Source organism: Citrobacter cronae, from assembly GCF_016893685.1.
GTDB lineage: Bacteria > Pseudomonadota > Gammaproteobacteria > Enterobacterales > Enterobacteriaceae > Citrobacter > Citrobacter werkmanii.
In genome coordinates, this window is the sequence record NZ_CP069763.1 from 757,362 (window position 1) to 779,136 (window position 21,775).

General features: G+C 53.2%; 21 protein-coding genes. 4 read left to right on the forward strand and 17 right to left on the reverse strand.

All coding sequences use genetic code 11. The features are described 5' to 3' along the window. Positions 1-39 precede the first annotated feature (39 nt). Entirely contained in the window at positions 40-1,533 is a 1,494-nt protein-coding gene (ubiD, locus tag JSN25_RS03205) for a 4-hydroxy-3-polyprenylbenzoate decarboxylase (protein ID WP_087856729.1), read from the reverse strand. A 204-nt stretch (positions 1,534-1,737) separates the two neighbouring features. Here ubiD and rfaH point away from each other — a divergent pair, with 204 nt between their 5' ends. Then, the gene (gene rfaH / locus JSN25_RS03210) at positions 1,738-2,226 is read left to right on the forward strand and encodes a transcription/translation regulatory transformer protein RfaH (RefSeq protein ID WP_038634455.1); all 489 of its coding nucleotides are present in this window, start codon (positions 1,738-1,740) and stop codon (positions 2,224-2,226) included. A gap of 6 nt (positions 2,227-2,232) precedes the next feature. On the opposite strand, the gene tatD is transcribed toward rfaH, so the two are convergent. From tatD to udp, 9 genes are all read right to left on the reverse strand, one after another. Then, complete coding sequence (gene tatD / locus JSN25_RS03215; RefSeq protein WP_038634456.1) at positions 2,233-3,015, reverse strand: 3'-5' ssDNA/RNA exonuclease TatD; 783 nt, start codon at positions 3,013-3,015, stop codon at positions 2,233-2,235. A 41-nt stretch (positions 3,016-3,056) separates the two neighbouring features. Then, entirely contained in the window at positions 3,057-3,848 is a 792-nt protein-coding gene (gene tatC / locus JSN25_RS03220) for a Sec-independent protein translocase subunit TatC (RefSeq protein ID WP_038634459.1), read from the reverse strand. A 2-nt stretch (positions 3,849-3,850) separates the two neighbouring features. Further along, positions 3,851-4,399, reverse strand: a complete 549-nt coding sequence (tatB, locus tag JSN25_RS03225; protein WP_085049780.1) for a Sec-independent protein translocase protein TatB — start codon at positions 4,397-4,399, stop codon at positions 3,851-3,853. A 3-nt stretch (positions 4,400-4,402) separates the two neighbouring features. Further along, entirely contained in the window at positions 4,403-4,657 is a 255-nt protein-coding gene (gene tatA / locus JSN25_RS03230) for a Sec-independent protein translocase subunit TatA (RefSeq protein WP_003017888.1), read from the reverse strand. 78 nt (positions 4,658-4,735) lie between these two features. After that, positions 4,736-6,376 (reverse strand): ubiquinone biosynthesis regulatory protein kinase UbiB, encoded by a 1,641-nt coding sequence (gene ubiB, locus JSN25_RS03235; protein WP_069325080.1) that lies wholly within the window; start codon positions 6,374-6,376, stop codon positions 4,736-4,738. Further along, positions 6,373-6,978, reverse strand: coding sequence for a ubiquinone biosynthesis protein UbiJ (gene ubiJ, locus JSN25_RS03240; RefSeq protein WP_038634468.1), 606 nt, complete (start codon positions 6,976-6,978; stop codon positions 6,373-6,375). The genes ubiB and ubiJ overlap by 4 nt, the downstream gene beginning before the upstream one ends. 13 nt (positions 6,979-6,991) lie before the next feature. After that, the gene (ubiE, locus tag JSN25_RS03245; RefSeq protein ID WP_003017897.1) at positions 6,992-7,747 is read right to left on the reverse strand and encodes a bifunctional demethylmenaquinone methyltransferase/2-methoxy-6-polyprenyl-1,4-benzoquinol methylase UbiE; all 756 of its coding nucleotides are present in this window, start codon (positions 7,745-7,747) and stop codon (positions 6,992-6,994) included. A gap of 94 nt (positions 7,748-7,841) precedes the next feature. Further along, positions 7,842-9,272 carry a DNA recombination protein RmuC gene (gene rmuC / locus JSN25_RS03250; RefSeq protein ID WP_087856731.1) on the reverse strand — a complete coding sequence of 477 codons (1,431 nt, stop codon included), beginning with the start codon at positions 9,270-9,272 and terminating at the stop codon, positions 7,842-7,844. Between the two features lie 140 nt (positions 9,273-9,412). Continuing rightward, positions 9,413-10,174, reverse strand: a complete 762-nt coding sequence (gene udp / locus JSN25_RS03255) for a uridine phosphorylase (RefSeq protein WP_006686084.1) — start codon at positions 10,172-10,174, stop codon at positions 9,413-9,415. A 265-nt stretch (positions 10,175-10,439) separates the two neighbouring features. Here udp and JSN25_RS03260 point away from each other — a divergent pair, with 265 nt between their 5' ends. Next, positions 10,440-11,246: a dienelactone hydrolase family protein gene (locus JSN25_RS03260; protein ID WP_038634473.1), complete on the forward strand. Its 807-nt coding sequence runs from the start codon at positions 10,440-10,442 to the stop codon at positions 11,244-11,246. A 54-nt stretch (positions 11,247-11,300) separates the two neighbouring features. Here the strand turns inward: JSN25_RS03260 and metE are convergent, their stop codons facing one another. Beyond that, positions 11,301-13,562, reverse strand: coding sequence for a 5-methyltetrahydropteroyltriglutamate--homocysteine S-methyltransferase (metE, locus tag JSN25_RS03265; protein ID WP_193157154.1), 2,262 nt, complete (start codon positions 13,560-13,562; stop codon positions 11,301-11,303). A 235-nt stretch (positions 13,563-13,797) separates the two neighbouring features. Between metE and metR the strand changes: the two genes are divergently transcribed. Beyond that, entirely contained in the window at positions 13,798-14,751 is a 954-nt protein-coding gene (gene metR, locus JSN25_RS03270) for an HTH-type transcriptional regulator MetR (protein ID WP_038634477.1), read from the forward strand. Here the strand turns inward: metR and JSN25_RS03275 are convergent. From JSN25_RS03275 to pldB, 3 genes are all read right to left on the reverse strand, one after another. Beyond that, positions 14,639-15,538, reverse strand: coding sequence for a carboxylate/amino acid/amine transporter (locus JSN25_RS03275; protein WP_204525438.1), 900 nt, complete (start codon positions 15,536-15,538; stop codon positions 14,639-14,641). The two genes, metR and JSN25_RS03275, sit on opposite strands and share 113 nt — an antisense overlap. Before the next feature lie 80 nt (positions 15,539-15,618). After that, positions 15,619-16,419 carry a sugar/pyridoxal phosphate phosphatase YigL gene (gene yigL / locus JSN25_RS03280; RefSeq protein WP_038634479.1) on the reverse strand — a complete coding sequence of 267 codons (801 nt, stop codon included), beginning with the start codon at positions 16,417-16,419 and terminating at the stop codon, positions 15,619-15,621. A gap of 15 nt (positions 16,420-16,434) precedes the next feature. Further along, positions 16,435-17,451, reverse strand: a complete 1,017-nt coding sequence (gene pldB, locus JSN25_RS03285) for a lysophospholipase L2 (protein WP_174331077.1) — start codon at positions 17,449-17,451, stop codon at positions 16,435-16,437. A gap of 110 nt (positions 17,452-17,561) precedes the next feature. Here pldB and rhtB point away from each other — a divergent pair, with 110 nt between their 5' ends. After that, complete coding sequence (gene rhtB / locus JSN25_RS03290) at positions 17,562-18,182, forward strand: homoserine/homoserine lactone efflux protein (RefSeq protein ID WP_061381045.1); 621 nt, start codon at positions 17,562-17,564, stop codon at positions 18,180-18,182. A 45-nt stretch (positions 18,183-18,227) separates the two neighbouring features. Here the strand turns inward: rhtB and rhtC are convergent, their stop codons facing one another. The 3 genes from rhtC to pldA all read right to left on the reverse strand — a co-directional run bounded on the left by rhtC (position 18,228) and on the right by pldA (position 21,699). After that, positions 18,228-18,848, reverse strand: a complete 621-nt coding sequence (gene rhtC / locus JSN25_RS03295) for a threonine export protein RhtC (RefSeq protein WP_038634488.1) — start codon at positions 18,846-18,848, stop codon at positions 18,228-18,230. A gap of 63 nt (positions 18,849-18,911) precedes the next feature. Beyond that, on the reverse strand, positions 18,912-20,741 hold the full coding sequence (recQ, locus tag JSN25_RS03300; protein WP_038634489.1) for an ATP-dependent DNA helicase RecQ: 1,830 nt from the start codon (positions 20,739-20,741) through the stop codon (positions 18,912-18,914). Between the two features lie 88 nt (positions 20,742-20,829). Next, a complete protein-coding gene (pldA, locus tag JSN25_RS03305; RefSeq protein WP_038634493.1) occupies positions 20,830-21,699 on the reverse strand; it encodes a phospholipase A in 870 nt (289 codons plus the stop codon). Positions 21,700-21,775 lie beyond the last annotated feature (76 nt).

Sequence of the window (21,775 nt, forward strand, 5' to 3'; positions counted from 1 at the left end):
CGCTCTCTCTGTCGGATCAATAGGCAAAACGATCGCGCCTCAGGCGCTTTTGCCGTCATTAAAGATGGCCAGTTCATCCCAAATTGCGTCAATACGTGCAGTGACTTCAGGATCTTTTTTTATCGGACGTCCCCATTCGCGTTGGGTTTCGCCCGGCCATTTATTGGTGGCATCCAGCCCCATTTTTGAACCAAGGCCGGAAACCGGCGAGGCAAAATCCAGGTAATCAATGGGTGTATTCTCTACCAGTACAGTATCCCGGGCGGGGTCCATACGCGTCGTAATCGCCCAAATCACATCATTCCAGTCGCGTGCGTTGACGTCATCATCGCAGACAATAACAAATTTGGTGTACATAAACTGACGCAAAAACGACCAGACACCCATCATGACGCGTTTGGCATGACCAGCGTACTGTTTTTTCATCGTCACCACGGCCAGGCGATATGAGCAGCCTTCCGGAGGCAGGTAAAAGTCGACGATTTCCGGAAACTGCTTTTGCAGAATAGGCACGAAGACTTCATTCAGCGCCACGCCAAGCACTGCGGGCTCATCCGGCGGGCGTCCGGTGTAGGTAGAGTGATAAATTGCATCTTCACGCTGAGTAACGTGCGTGACGGTAAAGACCGGGAAGCTATCTACTTCATTGTAGTAACCAGTATGATCGCCATATGGTCCTTCCGGGGCCATTTCACCCGGTTCGATATAGCCTTCCAGCACAATTTCAGCGCTGGCAGGCACTTCCAGATCGTTGGAAATACATTTGACCACTTCAGTTTTGGTGCCACGCAACAGCCCGGCAAATGCGTACTCAGATAATGTATCCGGGACAGGGGTAACAGCGCCCAGAATTGTTGCCGGGTCTGCTCCCAAGGCCACAGAAACCGGGAACCGTTCACCAGGATGCGCCGCGCACCACTCCTGATAATCAAGCGCGCCGCCGCGATGGGAAAGCCAGCGCATAATGAGCTTGTTTTTGCCAATCAGCTGCTGACGATAGATACCGAGATTCTGCCGCTCTTTATGCGGGCCGCGCGTAACGGTCAGCCCCCAGGTAATCAGCGGCGCAGCATCCTCTGGCCAGCAGGTCATAATCGGAATACGGTTTAAGTCGACTTCATCGCCTGAATAGATTTTTTGCTGGCAAGGCGCGCCGCGTAACCGCTTAGTCGGCATGTTCAACACCTGCTTAAACTGCGGCAGCTTATCGAACAGATCGCGAAATCCTTTCGGTGGCTCAGGCTCTTTCAAAAACGCCAACAGCTTACCAACTTCCCGTAGCGCCGAGACATCTTCTTGCCCCATCCCCATCGCCACACGCTTCGGTGTGCCAAACAGGTTACACAGCACCGGCATTGTATAGCCTTTAGGATTTTCAAACAGTAACGCAGGCCCACCGGCACGCAAGGTGCGATCGGCAATTTCAGTGATCTCCAGATGGGGATCCACCTCAAGCGAAATGCGTTTGAGCTCGCCCTGCTGTTCAAGCAGCGTCAGGAAGTCGCGTAAATCGTGATATTTCATGGCGTCCATTGTGGCCTCTTCGTAAGCGCTTCATTATACGGCGTTCATCATTGTGATGCTGTATTTTTGTTAAATTAGCGTGAACTCTGGCGATACATATCAGGCCTGGGAGTATATACCCATTGGGTTTCAGCCTGCTTTGCGGCGGGTATAATTAACTTAACTCATGGCTTTTGCTATGCTGGCGCTCAGAACAAGCGGATAAGAGTTATTATGCAATCCTGGTATTTACTGTACTGCAAACGTGGGCAACTTCAGCGAGCCCAGGAACATCTGGAAAGACAGGCGGTGAACTGCCTGACGCCTATGATCACCCTGGAAAAAATGGTGCGCGGTAAACGGACCACAGTCAGTGAACCCCTATTCCCTAATTATATGTTTGTCGAGTTCGACCCGGAAGTGATCCACACCACCACCATCAATGCCACGCGTGGTGTCAGCCATTTCGTCCGTTTCGGTGCGACGCCGGCGACCGTTCCTTCTCCCGTCATTCATCAACTTTCCATCTATAAACCTGAAGGTATTGTTGACCCTGAAACCCCTCATCCGGGGGACAGTGTGATTATTACCGAAGGTGCGTTTGAGGGGTTGAAAGCGATCTTTACCGAACCTGATGGCGAAGCGCGTTCCATGCTGCTGCTTAACCTATTGAATAAAGAGGTTAAGCAGAGCGTGAAAAACACTGGCTTTCGAAAAATTTAAGTCGCCTTAGAAAGTCACTTCAAACAGCGTTCTGACGTTCGCATCAATGGTTGCTGACAACCATTGAGGATCCTCGCCGCGCCAATGGGCAATACGCTCAAGAATATGGGGTAGGTGTGCAGGTTCATTGCGCCGTGACGCTGGTTTAGGCGTTAAATCCCGGGGAAGTAAGTAGGGCGCATCGGTTTCGATCAGCAATCTCTCAACCGGGATAAAGGGCAGCAGCTCACGCAGTTCCATGCCCCGGCGCTCATCACACACCCACCCGGTGATACCAATGTAAAGACCGCGATCTACACAGTCCTGCATCTCCTGGCGCGAGCCTGTAAAGCAGTGCAGCACCGCACCGGGCAGGCTGTCCAGCCATGGCTCCAGTAACGTCAGAAAACGCTCATGGGCGTCCCGACAATGCATGAAAACCGGCATCTGCAGTTCAGCAGCAATGCGCAGTTGTGCCACAAAAGCACGCTCCTGCTCCTGCGGCGTGGAGAAATTGCGATTGAAATCCAGGCCGCACTCACCAATAGCGACCACCTGTGAATGGTTTGCCAGCGCAATAATTTCTGCTTCTGTTGAGGACTGCCATTGGCTGCTGTCATGCGGGTGCACGCCAGCCGTGGACCAGCAATGCGGATAATGCTGCGCCAACGTTAAAGCCTGCTGGCTTTCGTGCAGGTTTGTTCCGGTCAGAAGCATACCGTTTACGCCCGCAGCAAAGGCGCGCGCCACGACCTCATCCCGGTCTTTCGCAAATTGTGAACTGGTTAAATTAACGCCAATATCAAACATGCTTCCTCCCATATGACAACCGCCCTGACGGGCGGTTGCGTTTATTCTTCAGTTTTCTCGGTGGCTTCAGCTTCTTTTGCTTCTTCAGCCTCGTTATCCTCATCTCGCGTACGTCGCTTACCGACATAGAATCGAGAGAAGAACACACCCACCTCAAACAGGCAGTACATCGGTATCGCCAACAGCGTTTGCGAGAAGACATCTGGCGGGGTCAATAGCATCCCGACGACAAATGCCCCCACTACAACGTAAGGGCGTTTCTTGCGTAAGTCTTCAGGCGTCGTAATGCCCATCCAGCATAGCAGCACAATGGCGACAGGGACCTCAAAAGAGACACCGAAAGCCATAAACAGCGCCATTACGAAACTGAGATAGCTGGCAATGTCTGTCGATACCTGTACGCCTTGCGGAGCCGTATTGGCAAGGAAACCAAACGCCAACGGGAAGACGACAAAATAGGCGAATGCCATACCGATGTAGAACAATAACGAACTGGAGACCAACAACGGCACAACCAGGCGACGTTCATGTTTGTACAAAGCAGGCGCAATGAATGCCCAGACCTGATAAAGGATCACTGGCGCTGACAGAATCAGCGACACCATGAATGTTAACTTTATCGGGGTAAAGAACGGCGAGGCCACATCGGTGGCGATCATTGTTGCGCCCTGCGGCATCTGTTTGATCAACGGCGCCGCAACCATATGGTAAATGTCGTTGGCAAAGTACACCAATGCCAGAAAGATCACGAACACAGCAATAATGCAGTTCAGGAGTCGCTTACGCAGCTCAATAAGATGCGTGATGAGCGGTTGGGTATCTTCTACAGCCATGTTTACGGTTTATCACTCGACGAGGGGGAGGATTCGACAACAGGTGCGGCAGCTTTCTTTTCTGCATCCATCAACGTGGCGGAAGTGTTTTCCGTCGGCTCTGGCGTTTTAGCACCCGTGGATTCCGGTTTTTGCTCCGGCGAACTGGCCTGGTTTTCAGCGGCAGCTGGGGTGACCCCTTCTCGCTGCGCTTCACCGTCTTTCACCACCGGATTATGGATAGTGTGCGCTTCATCGCTGGCTTTCTCAGGATCGTGCACGCTATAAGAACGCTTCATCGACTCCGCCGCTTCACGCAGCTCATCCATTGATGCTTTCAGCTCCGGGGTCAGATTTGTCAGGCTCGCTTTCTCTACTTTCTTCAGGCTGTCCTGGAATTCCTGAAGCTTAAGCTCCTGGGTCAGTTCGTTCTGAACAGTAGTTGCAAGGGAACGCAAAGCGCGAACCCAGCCAGCAACCGTTTTTACCGCCACGGGTAATCGTTGCGGCCCCAGGACAATGAGGCCGATCACGAATACCAATAACAGTTCGCTAAAACCGATATCAAACACGGATTATACCTGCTCTTTATCTTGGCTTTTGGCGTCTTCCTTTTTCACTTCGCCCTGCTTATCGGTAATGGATTTAGCAGTAAAATCAGCGTCCTGGCTGGTTTTATCTTGCTTAGGTTCATCATCACCCATCGCTTTTTTGAAGCCTTTAATAGACGCGCCAAGATCGGAACCGATGGAGCCGAGTTTCTTGGTGCCAAATAGCAGTACAACGATGACGGCAATGATCAACAACTGCCAAATACTGATACCACCCATACATGTTCCTCTGTCATAGATGATGAATTAATAAGGCCGTAGTATACGTTACACGGCCTGCCTTGGGCGATGAAAAATTCAGCGCATTTTGCGCCAGCCGATTATCCAGGCTATGACGCCTCCCGCCATTAACCAGCCCGGCATAAGCCCCCACTCAGGGCGGCTTACCAGCAGGAATGTTCCACTTAGCAACAATGTTGCGCCAATGCCCAATAAATAACGGGATTGTCCCTGACGCACATGATTCGCGTGAAGCTCGCGGGCAATCTTATCAACACTGTGCTGTAAATATTTGCCCTGGCGCAAACTGTCATACACCAGTTCAGGTATTTCTGGCATTTTTTCGACCCAGAACGGAGCTTTTTCTTTAAATGCCCTGACGAGCGCAGGAATACCGACCTGATCTTTAATCCAGGATTCGAGAAACGGCTTGGCCGTTTTCCACAAATCTAACTGCGGATAGAGTTGTCGTCCGACACCTTCAACGTACAGCAGCGTCTTCTGGAGCAAAACCAACTGAGGCTGGACTTCCATATTGAATCGACGCGCGGTGTTAAACAGATTCAACAGCACGTGGCCAAAGGAAATCTCCGCCAGCGGTTTTTCGAATATCGGCTCGCACACGGTACGGATTGCAAATTCAAACTCTTCAACGTTGGTATCAGGCGGAACCCAACCTGAATCCACGTGCAGTTCGGCAACTTTGCGGTAGTCTCGGTTAAAGAACGCAATAAAGTTTTCAGCAAGATAGCGCTTATCTTCTTTATTTAAAGAACCCACAATCCCGCAATCAATACCAATGTATTTCGGGTTTTCAGGGTGCTCATAACTCACGAAAATATTCCCAGGATGCATGTCCGCATGGAAAAAACTGTCGCGAAATACCTGAGTAAAGAAGACCTGCACGCCGCGTTCAGCCAACAACTTCATGTTGGTGCCATTCTTCTCAAGCGTTGCGACATCCGATACGGGAATACCATATATGCGCTCCATCACCATCATGTTCTGACTGCAATAGTCGGAATACACTTCCGGGATGTATAGCATCGGGCTATCTTCAAAATTACGTCGCAGCTGAATTGCGTTCGCCGATTCGCGCAACAGGTTCAGCTCATCAATCAACGTTTTTTCATACTCGCGGACCACTTCTGTTGGCCGTAGACGACGGCCATCCGGCAGCAGACGAGGAACCCAGCGCGCAAGGCGGTAAATCAGTTTTAAATCCGCTTTAATGACCGGCAGTATGTCCGGGCGGATAACTTTGATTACCACCTCTTTACCATTGGACTTCAGTCGTGCGGTATGGACCTGAGCAATAGACGCGGATGCCAGCGGCGTGATCTCAAAATCATCAAACCACTCCTCGACGGGCAGCCCGCCCATGGCTTCTTCGATTTGTTCTTTCGCTCGCTGCCCATCGAATGGGGCAACGCGATCCTGCAATAGCGCAAGCTGATCGGCGATGTGCGGTGGGAAAAGGTCACGACGGGTAGAGAGCATTTGCCCAAATTTGATCCACACCGGGCCGAGCTCCTGTAAAGCCAGTCTCAGCCTTTCTCCCAGCGGTTTGTCTTTATGTTGGTTGGGCATCCAGAACAGCGAGTAACGCCACAACCGAAGCGGCAGCGTGATACGCATTTTAGGGATGAGTTCATCAAGACCGTAGCTTAAAAAAGTGCGAATGATGAAATAAAGGCGCCGTACTTCACCTGGCGTCATTTGGCCTCCAGTTTTTCCAGCCGTTTGGCCAGAGATTCGACCGCACGTTCAACGGCTGCCGTTTCTTCTGCAAACCATGCAACCTCGAGCGAGCCGGGAGCCATACGCCACTCTTCGGTGATCGCTTCGGCTACATAGCGCTGCTGGCGCTGAATGTTATGGCGCAAGAACTTCGCGCCGCCACGCAAGACTTTGCTGACCCCCTCCGCGACGATATCGCCGGTATAGGGCGCTAACAGCTCTGCGGGATCAAACTCAGCCAGATCGGCCAGCGCCACAAAGTTCTGCACCACCTGGATATCACCCTGAACCTCCAGCTCACCGCTGCGAATAAGCGTGGTAAGTTGCTGGCGGTCGCGTAATTTCGGCAACACGCTGGCATGTGTGATTACTGTGCAATCGGCTTCGCCTTCCCATGCCCCCAGCACATCGACCTGGCGCTCACTAAACACCAGGACTAAGGGTGTTGAAAATCCTTTAAGATCAACACGCAGCACCTTGCTCTGTAAACGCGTTCGGGCTGATTTCAGCGCAGGAGAACGATACAGAAAGGTATTGAGCAGATTTTCAACGCCTGCGGTCACTAAGGGTTTTAAAGGCATCCCCAATCTCCTGTCAGAACTTGTAACCACGATGCAGCGCAACGACACCAGCCGTCAGGTTGTAGTAATCAACGCTTTCGAACCCGGCATCTTGCATCATTGCTTTTAGCGTGTCCTGATCGGGATGCATGCGAATAGACTCCGCCAAATAGCGGTAACTGTCCGCATCGCTTGCGACCATGGAACCGATGCGCGGCAGAACATGGAAAGAATAAGCATCGTAGGCCTTGCTCAGCGGTTCGATAATCGGCTTGGAGAACTCCAGCACCAGTAAACGTCCGCCCGGCTTCAACACGCGATACATGGATCGCAAAGCTTTGTCTTTATCCGTTACGTTGCGCAGACCGAAAGAAATGGTAATGCAGTCAAACGTGTTGTCAGGGAAAGGCAGTGCTTCCGCGTTCGCCTGAACGTACTCAACGTTACCCACTACGCCGATATTACGCAGCTTTTCGCGACCCATTTTGAGCATTGAGTCATTGATATCCGCCAGTACGACTTTACCGGTTTCACCCACCATGCGAGAGAATTTCGCCGTCAGGTCGCCCGTACCGCCCGCCAAATCCAGAACGGTTTGACCGCGACGCACGCCACTGCAATCAATGGTGAAGCGCTTCCACAAACGATGAATGCCAAATGACATTAAGTCATTCATAACGTCATATTTCGAGGCCACAGAATGAAAAACGTGGGCCACCATGTCAGCTTTCTGCTCTTTAGCGACGGTCTGAAAGCCAAAGTGCGTCGTTTCTTGTGAATTATCCACCATCTCAGTGCCTGCTCATTCAAAAAATGTTCAAGAAGTGTAACAGATTGGGCCAATTTGCCCTACCCTTCTACCCCGTTCAACTACCCCAAACGGACTAGTTTGATTGCTGATTTACCGCTTCGTCATCAGGGTAAGGCGCATCCTGTTGCGTCTCAGGGACCGAGCGCAAGCGGTACTCTTCATCCTGCGTAGTGGCTTGTTCAGCCAGCTCAGGATTTATCTCGCGCTTAATTTCCACACCTAAACTGCGAAACGCCTCTGCCTGTGACAGGACGTTTCCACGGCCTGAAGAGAGTTTTTTCATCGCTTGTCGGTAGTTGTCCTGGGCTTTATCCAGACTTTGGCCAATCGCCGACATATCATCCACAAACAAGCGCATCTTGTCATAAAGTTTACTGGCCCGATCGGCAATTTGTTGCGCATTACGGCTCTGATGCTCGTAGCGCCACAGGTTGGCGATCGTGCGCAATGCCACTAACAACGTGGTGGGGCTGACCAGCATAATGTTATTTTTAAGCGCCTCGGTTATCAGTTCAGGTTGCCTGTCCAGCGCCAGCAAAAAAGCAGGTTCGACGGGAATAAACATCAGCACGTAGTCAAGCGAACGCAGCCCGGGAAGCTGTTGATAATCTTTTCGGCCCAGCAGACGAATATGGTTTCGCACTGAGGCGATGTGCTCCTGCAACGCGCTCTCGCGGGTATATTCATCTTCCGCGTTAAAATAGCGCTCATAGGCAACCAACGTCATTTTTGCGTCGATCACCACATCTTTCCCCTGGGGTAGCCGGACAATGACATCGGGCTGCATACGCGAACGGGCATCATTTTCAATGCTAACCTGAGTTTCGTATTCATAACCTTCACGCAGACCAGAGGCTTCAAGCACCCGCGTGAGTACCACCTCCCCCCAGTTGCCCTGCGTTTTGTTATCGCCTTTTAAGGCCCGCGTCAGGTTTACCGCTTCCTGCGCCATCTGCGCGTTCAGTTGCTGAAGATTACGAATTTCATGCGCCAGAGTATGACGTTCCTGCGCTTCTTTGCCGAAGCTATCCTGAACCTGACGACGAAAACCGTCCAGCTGTTCACGAAGCGGCGCCAGCAGGCTGTTCAGGCTTTGGCGGTTTTGCTCATCGACGCGGCGGTTGCTGTGCTCAAAAATGCGGTTCGCCAGGTTTTCAAACTGTTCACTCAGGCGCTGTTCGCTGTTGATCATCTGGCGGATTTTATCTTCCGCATGCTGCTGCGTCGCTTCCAGCCGGGTAGTGACTTCACGGAGATCGGCTTCCAGAGAGGTGTTGATGCTGTGCAGGCTGCGTAATTCGTTATTGAGTAGCTCGCACTCGTCGCGCCAGTGGGCTTCCTGTGCGAGTTGTTGCCGGGCAGCGCTTAACGCAATATCCAGTTCACGTCGCTCTTCGATGAGGTCGGCACGGATCTGATCGGCCCGCGCTTTTGTCGCCAGCCACCCCACCAGCAGCCCTGCGGCTAACGCCAACACAGCACTCATCATAATTGAAATATCCACAACGCCCCCTTACAGCAACGGCTTACCCGCACAAAATAGAATTGTGCTGTATAAACGTCCAGTTTAAAAGGAATTTCCTGCGAGGCACTACGCAAAATAAAAAGGCCGAACACGTCGGCCTTTTTGAACAGAAGTGAGAATTACAGTAAACGGCGGGCAGCTTCCACCACGATTTTCACCGCGTGGCTTTCCGTTTGTTTCATCGTTTCCGCATTGGGGATCTCTTGCTGAGTACGGTTCACGATAACACCAGCAACCATACCGGCACGCAGGCCCTGGCTGGCACACATGGTCAGCAACGTTGCGGATTCCATTTCGTAGTTCATGACCCCCATGGACTGCCACTCTTCCATCGAGCCTTTGAAACGGCTCACTACGCGACCAGAGAAGGTGTCATAACGCTCCTGGCCCGGATAGAAGGTGTCAGATGACGCGGTGACGCCCACGTGGGTAGTCGCACCGATAGATTTCGCCGCTTCCACCAGCGCAGTGGTGCACTCGAAGTCAGCAACGGCCGGGAATTCCATTGGCGCGAAGTGCAGGCTTGCACCATCCAGACGGACAGACGCAGTGGTGACCAGCACGTCGCCAACATTGATGTGCGGCTGAATTGCGCCAGTCGTACCGATACGCAGGAAGGTACGAATGCCCAGTTGCGCCAGTTCTTCTACGGCAATAGAGGTGGACGGGCCGCCGATACCGGTAGAGCAAACGATCACGGCTTTACCATCCAGCTCAGCACGCCAGGTCGTGAACTCGCGATGGGATGCCAGCTTAACCGGCTTATCCATCAGCGCGGCGATCTTTTCCACACGCTCCGGGTCGCCAGGGACGATAGCGAGCTGGGCCCCTTGTAAATCGTTCTTAGTGAGGCCGAGATGAAAAACATCAGACTTAGACATAAAAACTCCTCTGTGAATCGGTTTTGTCAGAAGAAGCAAAAACACACTTTACCGAAGGTATAAACAAATTTTCGTGACAGACATCACCATGATGTAAATCAATTGCATTCGATTACCATGAAATAGTGATACGCATCACATAAATGACGTGATGTAAGGACGCCTTGCACAAAAGATAGACCGTTTAAGGCAATGTGGTTCGTTGCATATGTCTATAGTTAATAATGCGCTTTTTGGCTGAATATTTAAGGGTACGGAGAATACCATGACCACACGACAATCTGGCTTTGCACCTGCTGTATCTCCACCGACGTCTACTACGGTTCACACACCGGATAACGCAATTATCGCCGGTGTAACGTCCATACCTTCACAAGGCGATGATATGCCAGCGTATCACGCACGACCAAAACAGACCGATGGCCCCCTGCCCGTGGTCATTGTCGTGCAGGAGATTTTTGGCATTCATGAACACATTCGTGACGTTTGCCGCCGTCTGGCCCTGGAAGGGTATCTGGCTATCGCGCCAGAGCTCTATTTCCGCGAAGGCGATCCCAATGACTTTGCCGATATCCCCACGCTGCTCAGCGGCCTTGTCGCCAAAGTGCCTGACGCTCAGGTACTAGCCGATCTGGACCACGTCGCCAGTTGGGCCTCCCGCAACGGCGGTGACGCGCATCGATTAATGATCACAGGTTTTTGCTGGGGTGGACGCATCACCTGGCTGTATGCAGCGCACAATCCGCAGTTAAAAGCAGCGGTAGCGTGGTATGGCAAACTGGTAGGCGATAAGACCCTCAACTCGCCGAAACATCCCGTTGATATCGCCACCGATCTTAACGCTCCTGTTCTGGGGCTTTATGGTGGTCAGGACACCAGTATTCCTCAGGTTACCGTCGAAACTATGCGTCAGGCGCTACGCGCCGCTAATGCAAAAGCGGAAATTGTGGTTTATCCCGATGCCGGGCATGCATTTAATGCCGATTACCGCCCGAGCTACCACGAAGAGTCCGCCAAAGATGGCTGGCAGAGAATGCTGGAGTGGTTCGCGCAATACGGCGAGAAGAAATAAGTATCGCCAGGCAAACCGATCATCAAAACGGAGGCGTTAGCCTCCGTTTTGTTTTTAAGCCTGACGCAAGTTCTGCGCGGCCTTCACCATATTCGCCAGTGCGGCACGGGTTTCCGGCCAGCCTCGGGTTTTCAGGCCGCAGTCCGGGTTCACCCACAGCCGCTCCGCCGGAATACGCTGCTCCGCCTTCTTCAGCAGGGCCTCAATCCACTCCACGCTCGGGACGTTCGGCGAGTGAATATCGTAGACACCCGGCCCAATTTCGTTGGGGTAGTCGAACTCTTCAAACGATTCCAGCAACTCCATGTCGGAGCGTGAGGTCTCAATGGTGATCACATCCGCGTCCAGCGCCGCAATGGAATCCATGATGTCGTTGAACTCGCAGTAACACATGTGGGTGTGGATCTGAGTTTCATCCTTCGCCACCGCCGCGTTAATGCGGAAGGCTTCTACCCCCCACGCCAGATACTCGGCCCAGTCGCTGCGACGCAACGGCAGACCTTCGCGCAGCGCCGGTTCATCAATCTGAATAATACCGATACCCGCCGCTTCCAGATCCGCCACTTCATCACGCAGCGCCAGCGCAATCTGCTTGGCGATGGTTTCACGCGTCACGTCTTCACGCGGGAATGACCAGCAAAGAATGGTCACAGGACCGGTCAACATACCTTTTACCGGCTTGTCGGTAAGCGACTGCGCGTACTTCGCCCACTCCACGGTGATCGCTTCCGGGCGGCTGACGTCGCCAATTACCACCGGCGGCTTCACGCAGCGAGAACCATAGCTCTGCACCCAACCGTTCTGGGTAAAGACAAAACCATCCAGATGCTCGCCAAAGTATTCCACCATGTCATTACGCTCGGCTTCACCGTGCACCAGCACATCGAGGCCCAGACGTTCCTGTTCAACGATCGCCTGTTTTATATGTTCGGCGATACCGGTACGGTAGTGACCAGCATCCAGGTTGCCCTTTTTGAAATCCAGCCGCAGACCGCGAATTTCGGTGGTTTGCGGGAATGAACCGATCGTAGTGGTCGGCCATGCCGGTAGATTAAAGCGGGCACGCTGCGCCTCGGCGCGAACCGGGTAAGCGTTGGCGCGCTGGCTGTCTTGCGCGGTGATCGCCGCCAGACGTTTTTCCACTGCGGCGTTGTGTACGCGGGTAGAGTGACGACGCGCCTGGATCGGTGCGCTCCATTCCACAATTGCCGCCGTATCGCCGCTGTTCAGAGCATCGCGCAGCAGCGCCAGCTCGCCGCACTTTTGCAGCGCGAAGGCAAACCAGCTCTTCACTTCGGCATCAAGGCGGGTTTCCACACTGAGATCGATTGGGCTGTGCAGCAGAGAGCAGGAAGAAGCCACCCACAGAGCACGTTTCCCGACGATGTCTTTAATTTGTGCATATTTTTCGCTGAGATCGGCGCGCCAGACGTTACGACCGTTTACCAAACCGGCTGACAGCAGCCAGTCGGCAGGCAGGCGTTGGTGCAGCCCGGCAACGTCATCTTTGCCATGAACGAAATCAACGTGCAGACCCTGCACCGGCAGCGCGATAATGGTATCCAGGTTCGGCGTTACGCCTTCAAAATAAGTGGTTAGCAGTAATTTTACCTGCCCTGCCAGCGCGTCATACGCGGGTTTGAAGGCGTTCAGCCAAACCTGCGGCAGCTCCAGTACCAGCGCGGGTTCATCAATCTGTACCCACTCAATACCGCGTTTCGCCAGCTCGGCCAGCACCTGCTGATAAACCGGCAGAATGTCGTTGAGCAGGGTCAGGCGGTCAAACTGTTCGCCCTTCACTTTCCCCAGCCACAGGTAAGTTACCGGCCCAAGCAGTACAGGCTTCACCTTGTGGCCGAGCGCCAGCGCTTCGTCCACTTCATCCAGCAGTTGGGTCCAGGTCAGTTTGAACTGCTGACCTTTGGTGAACTCCGGCACCATGTAGTGATAGTTGGTGTTAAACCATTTGGTCATTTCTGCCGCCGCCGCTGGCTCACCCGTCGGGGCGCGACCACGACCAATGCGGAATAAGGTATCGATATCAACCGAGCCGTCTTTATTTTGATGACGCGCCGGAACGTTACCGAGCAGCAGGCTGGTGGTTAGCACGTGATCGTACCAGGCAAAATCGCCCACCGGCAGCAGGTCAATGCCCGCCTGCTTCTGCTGATCCCAGTGGCGGGCGCGCAGCTCGCGGCCAACGGCCAGCAATTCCTCACGGGAAGAATTTCCCGCCCAGTAGCTTTCTTGCGCTTTTTTCAGCTCGCGACGCAGGCCAACGCGAGGGAAACCGAGGGTGTGATTCAATATTGTCATTTTTCTTCCTCTAATTATATGTAAATCCTATGGATTTTGAATTTAGGGAAGGCGGTAAGTTTGCTCATCCCCAGGAGCTTACTGAAGTAAGTGACTGGGGTGGGGAAACGAAGCCAACGCACCATAAATTTAAAAGACGAAGGATTTTAGCCATCCAGATGTTTACACATCCATAATTGGCGGTTACTGTATATTCCTCAAGCGCAATTTGTTCATGCCGAAGTGAAGGACTTTCATGATCGAAATTAAACACCTGAAAACGCTCCAGGCGTTGCGGAATAGTGGTTCGCTGGCAGCCGCAGCGGCGACGTTGCATCAGACCCAATCCGCCCTTTCTCACCAGTTCAGCGATCTGGAGCAACGCCTCGGCTTTCGTCTTTTTATCCGTAAAAGTCAGCCTCTGCGCTTTACGCCGCAGGGCGAAATTTTGCTGCAGTTGGCAAACCAGGTGTTGCCGCAAATCGGTCGCGCGCTGCAGGCCTGCAACGAACCGCAGCAAACCCGGCTACGCATCGCGATTGAATGCCACAGCTGTATCCAATGGCTGACGCCCGCGCTGGAGAATTTTCGTGCCAACTGGCCGCAGGTGGAAATGGACTTTAAATCCGGCGTGACGTTCGATCCGCAACCTGCGCTACAGCAGGATGAATTGGATCTGGTGTTGACCTCCGACATTCTGCCGCGCAGCGGATTGCACTACTCGCCGATGTTTGATTTTGAAGTACGCCTGGTCCTGGCGCCGGACCATCCGCTGGCCAGCAAAACGCAAATCACCCCGGAGGATTTAGCCAGCGAGACGCTGCTTATTTATCCGGTACAACGGAGTCGGCTGGATGTCTGGCGGCATTTCCTGCAGCCTGCGGGCGTTAGCCCGTCGCTGAAGAGCGTGGATAACACCCTGCTGCTGATTCAGATGGTTGCAGCCAAAATGGGTATCGCGGCTTTACCACACTGGGTGGTGGAGAGTTTTGAGCGCCAGGGTCTGGTGGTAACCAAAACCCTGGGTGATGGATTGTGGAGCCGACTGTACGCCGCCGTGCGCGATGGCGAACAGCGACAGCCGGTCACGGAAGCGTTTATTCGCTCAGCGCGGAATCACGCCTGCGATCACCTGCCGTTTGTGCGGAGTGCGGAACGACCCACTTTCGATGTACCCACAGTGAGGCCACTATCACAGCCGCACCAATGATGAAGCTCGGCCAGTGAGGCTGTTGATGCCAGATAGCCAGGTTAACCAGCAGCCCGGCCGGCACATGCATATTGTTCATGATGCCCAGCGTACCCGCATCCACCTGCGTCGCGCCATAGTTCCACATAAAGTAACCGATGCCGGACGCCGCCACGCCAAGAAACACCAGGATGCCCCACTGTAGCGTAGTTGCAGGCATTTTCTGCGCGTTACCCAGCATGGACCAGGCCACTATCGCCACCATAAATGCCCCCATGTAAAACCAGGCGAAGGCGTTGTGCTGCGGCATTGGCCGTGTTTCCATCAGACGCTTGTAGCCCACCATGCCAATGGCAAAGCTGATATTGGACAACTGTACCAGCAGCAGGCCGGTCCAGAAGTGGCTGGTCACCTGGTCGTAACGAATGATCCCCGCACCGATCACCGCCAGCAACGCACTGAAGGCGTAGCTCCAGCGCAGACGACGTCCGCTCATGAGATCATAAATCAGCGTAATGTAGAGCGGCGTCAGTACGGTAAAGAGCAGCAGTTCTGAAACCGTCAGGTACAGGTAGGCGTGAAAACTCAGCATATACATAATGCCAAGCTGCATGGCCCCTACCAGCATATACAGCGCGATCGTTTTTACGCGGTGCCCACGGGTGCGTAAAAATGGCAGGAACACCAGCGCCGCCAGCCCAACACGCACCAGCACCGCAAAATAGCTATCGACATGACCGGCAAGGTACTCGCCAAACAGGCTAAAGGAAAAGGCCCACAGAATTGTGGTAATGATGAGTAACGCCACAATGGATGTCTCTTAACAAAAGGTACACCCATTGTAGCGAAGTTTTTAGTTGACAACTGGTCAACTAACGAACGATGACGTTACTGCAAAAAGAGCTTACGCAGATAGTGCGGCACGGCATCATCGGCGTTGAGTCCAATCACGTCCAGTTCCGGATGAAGATCTTTCAGGCGTTGGTGCGCGTTGCCCATGATGCAGCCTTTACCAGCCATGGAGAGCATTTCCGCATCGTTCATGCCATCGCCGAAAGCGATGCAGTCCTGCAGGCTGTAGCCCATCGCTTTCGCCACCGCTTCCAGCGCATGACCTTTCGACACGCCGCCAGCCATAACTTCCAGACAGGTAAGCGTAGAGAAGCTGACGTTGACGCGATCGCCCCAGCGGGCGTTAATCGCCTGCTCCAGCGGCAGCAGCCTTTCATGAGAATCGGTGGTAAAAAACACTTTGCTGACGCCTTCAGGCTCCAGTAGCGCAGGTTCAAACAGAGAATAGTTAAATACCGCTTCTTTAAAGAAGCGCATTTCGTCCGGGCGATGGCGATTCATAAACCATTCATCATCACGATAAACGTTGGTTACGATGTCCGGATTTGCATTTACCACGCCGAACAGGTCGCTGGCAATGTCGCGATCCAGGTTATGGGTAAACACCAGATTCCCGGCAGAATCGTGCACGCGCGCGCCGTTGGATGTGATCATGTAGGTTTTAATGCCAAGGTTATCGCGAATTTGCCCCACATCAACATGATGACGGCCAGTCGCAAACACGAAGTTAACGCCACGTGCGGTCAATAATTTCAGTGTCTCTTTAGCATAAGGGGACAACGTATGGTCGGGGGAAAGCAGCGTACCGTCTAAATCAGACGCAACAACCTGATACATAAGAAAATTAAACCTCTAGGCAAAGCGGTTTCCGCTGGATAAGTTATGCTTGTCGAAAAATTCGACAATAGCGTTAAGCGCGACTGAGCGCATTGCGTCCTTTTCAAAAAGGATCTCATGGTACGCGCCTTTGATGACAAGCGGCTGACCTCCCTCTACTGGATGGCCCGCTGCAGCGCGGAGTTCACAAAAGCGATCGTGCATACGGTTATCAACCAAACGCTCTTCTTCGGCCTGGATAAGCAATGTTGGCGTCGCGTCATCTCCCGCCCCGGCCAGGACCTGTTCACCCGCCAGAATGCCTTCACGTACCCAGTGGTAAGTGGGACCGCCCACGCGCAGCCGAGGTTCATCGGCATAGAAACGCAGATTGCGCCGATAGCGCTGTCGACTGTGGGTTACCGCATTCATCCCGAATGGCAGCGCCCGCCAGCGCCCGGTCCCCATGGCATAACCCTCGCGGATCCGTGGATGCCCTTCAGCCCAGTCCAGAATTTGACGCACCATCCAGTCGGGAAAGCGCATCACAATACCAAACATCGGCGCGCAAAGCGCAATGGCATCACACTGATTCGGGTGACGCTGCAGGAACAACGTGGCAATCGCCCCGCCCATAGAATGCGCCAGTATATAGCGTTTTCTCCACGGACCGGGTGACACTTCCTGCTGCCAGAAAGCGGTTAAATCGTCGACATAGTCATTAAAGTTATCCACATGACCGCGATGCGGATCCGAAAGCATACGGCCGGAACGCCCCTGGCCACGGTGATCGATAATGAGAACGTCAAAACCAGAATGAAACAGGTCGTACGCCAGTTCAGCGTATTTTACATAGCTTTCAATGCGTCCAGGACAGACGACGATGACGCGATCGTTTTTCTCTGCGTGAAAGCGCACAAAATGTACGGGGACATTATCTACGCCCGTAAACTCCGCTTCTTCCCGCTGACGCCAGAAATCTGTCAATGGTCCCATGGAAAAAGCAGCAAACGCGTTTTCTCTTGTTTCCCAGTCTTTTTGCTGCTGAAACATCGGGTATCCAGCCTCGTTGACCAAGTAAAATCGTTTTTTTTGCCATGTCTGATACAACGTACCGACAGTAGCGTATTGTGGCATAAAAATAGACAATCCGGGAGTTTCTCATGACCTTTGAATGGTGGTTCGCCTACCTGCTGACCTCTATTATTTTGAGCTTGTCTCCAGGCTCTGGCGCAATCAACACCATGACCACCGCCATCAGCCACGGTTATCGCGGTGCCAGCGCATCGATTGCGGGTCTACAGACCGGACTGGGCATTCATATCGTTTTGGTTGGCGTAGGGCTGGGAACGCTATTTTCACGTTCAGCGATCGCGTTTGAAGTGCTGAAGTGGGCGGGCGCGGCTTACCTGATTTGGCTAGGAATTCAGCAATGGCGGGCGGCGGGCGCTATCGATCTGAACACCATGGCGAATACGCAATCGCGCAGCCGCCTGTTCAAACGCGCGGTCTTTGTTAATCTGACCAACCCCAAAAGCATTGTTTTTCTTGCCGCCCTGTTCCCGCAGTTTATCCTGCCGCAGGAACCGCAGTTGATGCAGTATGTGGTGCTTGGCATCACGACCATTGTGGTCGATATTATTGTGATGATCGGTTACGCGACGCTGGCTACGCGCATTGCTGGCTGGATTAAAGGGCCAAAGCAAATGAAAGCGCTGAACAAAGTGTTTGGTTCACTGTTTATGCTGATAGGCGCCCTGCTTGCGTCGGCAAGGCATGCCTGATAACGGTGCCGGATGGCGTTAGCGCTTATCCGGCATGAAGGAAGCTTAGCGCGAAATGATCAGATGGATACCGAAACCCGCGAACAGCGCGCCGGCAAAGCCATCGATCCACTTCGCCAGACGCTGATAGCCGCGACGCATTTTCGGTAATGCAAACAGGCTGGCAACCACGGTAAACCACGCCAGCGTTTCCACGATGATCAGCGCGAAAATGCCCCAACGCGCGCCCGTTCCTACACTATCGCCAACAAACAATGAGAACACGGAGCCAAAATAGATAATCGCTTTCGGGTTGGCGAGGTTGGTCAACAGACCTTTTAAAAAGCTGCGTCCGCTCTGCGCCAGTTCAACCTGTGGGGCAGGGGCCGCTACGTCCTGTTTTTTAAACGCGCCGCGCAGCATCTGGTAACCCATCCAGCACAGATACAGGCCGCCGCCCACCATGATAATGGTGTGCAGCCAGGCCATTTTTTCGATAATCAGATGCAGGCCAAGCAGCGCCACGCCAGCCCAGACCATGACGCCACAGGTAATACCCAGCACGCCCATCATGGCTTCTTTGCGCGAACGGCTAACGGCCGTTTGAGAAACAAAGAAGAAATCGGGACCGGGACTCATCAGCGCAACGATATGCACCAACGCAACGGTAAAAAATAGCGTTAACATAAAAATGACTCGCGGGGAAATAGTTCAGTGAGTCACCATCCTGGCACTTTTTTGCCTGGCTGACTACTCTTCGTCGTCACCATCGACGTGGGCGCGAATAAGTGCCATAAACTCTTTGCCAAAACGTTCAAGTTTACGCATTCCCACGCCGTTGACGCTCAGCATTTCGCTCGGCGAAACCGGCATCTGCTCGGCCATTTCAATCAACGTGGCGTCGTTGAACACCACATACGGCGGGATATTCTCTTCATCGGCAATGGCTTTACGCAGCTTACGCAATTTGGCAAACAGTTTGCGATCGTAATTGCCGCCGAAGGATTTCTGCATAGCGCGCGGTTTCAGCGCCACGATTCGCGGTACCGCAAGCTGCAACGGGACTTCGCCGCGCAGAACCGGACGCGCGGCATCGGTCATCTGCAGTGCGGAATGCTGCGCGATATTTTGCGTCACCAGCCCAAGATGGATAAGCTGGCGAATTACGCTCACCCAGTGTTCATGGCTTTTATCGCGCCCCATGCCATAAACCTTGAGTTTATCGTGGCCCAACTCGCGGATACGCTGATTATTCGCTCCGCGCAGAACCTCCACCACATATCCCATACCAAAGCGCTGATTGACCCGGCCAATCGTGGAAAGCGCAATCTGCGCATCGTTTAAGCCGTCGTACTGTTTTGGCGGATCGAGACAGATATCGCAGTTACCACACGGCTCCTGACGCCCCTCGCCAAAATAATTCAGCAGAACCAGACGACGACAGGTTTGCGCCTCGGCAAACGCCCCCATCGCATTGAGCTTATGGCGTTCGATATCCAGCAGTTGTCCGGCAGGTTTCTCTTCGAGGCAACGGCGGAGCCACGCCATATCAGCCGGATCGTAAAACAGCATCGCTTCCGCCGGCAGGCCATCACGCCCGGCACGACCGGTTTCCTGATAATAGGACTCAATGTTGCGCGGGATATCAAAATGCACCACGAAGCGCACGTTAGGTTTGTTGATCCCCATGCCGAACGCTACGGTCGCCACCACAATTTGCAGGTCATCGCGCTGGAATTTTTCCTGCACCTCGGCGCGCACGCTGTTTTCCAGCCCGGCATGATAAGCCCCGGCGCTGATGCCGCGGCTTTGCAGGCGCGCAGCGGTGTCTTCGACTTTGGCGCGGCTGTTACAGTAAATTATGCCGGATTTACCGCGTTGTTCTTGCACATAGCGCATCAGTTGATCGAGCGGCTTAAACTTCTCCATCAGCATGTAGCGAATATTCGGCCGATCAAAGCTGCTGATCTGAATTAACGGATCGTTGAGGCCCAGCAGGCGCACGATATCCAGCCGGGTGGTTTCATCCGCGGTCGCGGTTAACGCCACAAACGGCAGCGTTGGGAAACGCTGACGCAGCTGGCCCAGCGCAGCGTATTCAGGGCGGAAGTCATGCCCCCACTGCGAAATACAGTGCGCTTCATCCACTGCCAGCAGCACCGGATTCCAGTGCCCAAGATGCTCAAGGAAGTTATCCAGCATCAGGCGCTCAGGGGCAATATACAGCAAGCGAACCTGCCCGCTGCGGCAGCCGGCCATCACCTCAAGCTGCTGCTCACGACTTTGGGTGGAGTTCAGGCACGCCGCCGCCACGCCGTTGGCCAGCAGTTGATCGACCTGGTCTTTCATCAGGGAAATCAGCGGCGAAACAACAACGGTGAGTCCGTTGAGTAATAATGCGGGAATTTGATAGCACAGGGATTTGCCGCCACCGGTGGGCATAACGACCAGGCAGTCGCGACCAGAGAGCACGGTGTCGATAATTTCTTCCTGGCCTGGGCGAAACTGTTGGTAGCCAAAGGTTTCCTGCAAAACCTGTTTAGCGCCCATTTCCAGATTCAACACTTCCGCCTGCGCCACATTAACCCCATTAACCTTAAATAAAAACAGGCGCTATTTTCAGCGCCTGAGAAAGAAACTGCAATGATTAAAATACTCTCAATATCTGTCAGAAGATATCGTTAAGCATTACACCCACGCCAACACGGGTCTGATTGAAGTTGTAGTCAATCAGCGATTCTCCGTAACCACTGTAGACCTGGGTGTAGAGACGAACATGCTTCGTAATAGGATAGCTTGCCCCTAACTCTGCGCCGCCGTAGCCGGTATTCCAGTTGTACTGACCTTTCACGCTGATAACGGCGTCGCCCAGGTGATACCCCATTTTCAGCTGATAATAGCCCATGTATTTGGTGATGTCGGGGTTATCATCGGTACTGCCAATGACGTACCACGGCTTTACTTCCACCAGCCAGTTGCCGTTTTCTGCCATCAGGCGGGTATACAGGCGGTTCCAGCTACGTGAAGTGGGGTCGGAGCGCCCGTTGGAATCATGGTTATAACCCATTTCGACATCACGTAGCGTCCACCCGGCAAAGCGATAGTCGGTGGCGAAACCAAGGAACAACTGCGGCTCGTAGTTGGTTTCGCGAAACGGTGAAGATTCTTCACTGTTCGAAAGCTGCCACCAGGATTTCTGCGTATAGGAACCGCCAAGAACCGAGTTCGGACCCAATATTCCTCGCCAAAGGGGAAACGCCAGGCTTAGCTGAAACTTCACCTCATCTTTGCGCGCATTGTCCGACCAGCTATAGCTGCTGATCGCCTCTTTGTTCATGTCGCTGGTATTGGTGTAGATAAGGTAGTTGGTGTCATAAGGGTAAAGCGTGAAAGGGTTGTCATGCTCTTGCAGCATATTAGCGATGATACTGCCCCGAACTGCTGGTGCATCATGAATCTCTTTTACTGTCGCTTCCTGCGCATACGCGGTCAACGGCAGCATGACTGCTGGTAGTAACCATCCCAGAATCGCCCGCATCGGTAATGTTCTCCTGAACCAAAATATTGATGAATTGTATAATTTTCTGACAAGCATTCTACATACTTAGCTCGTT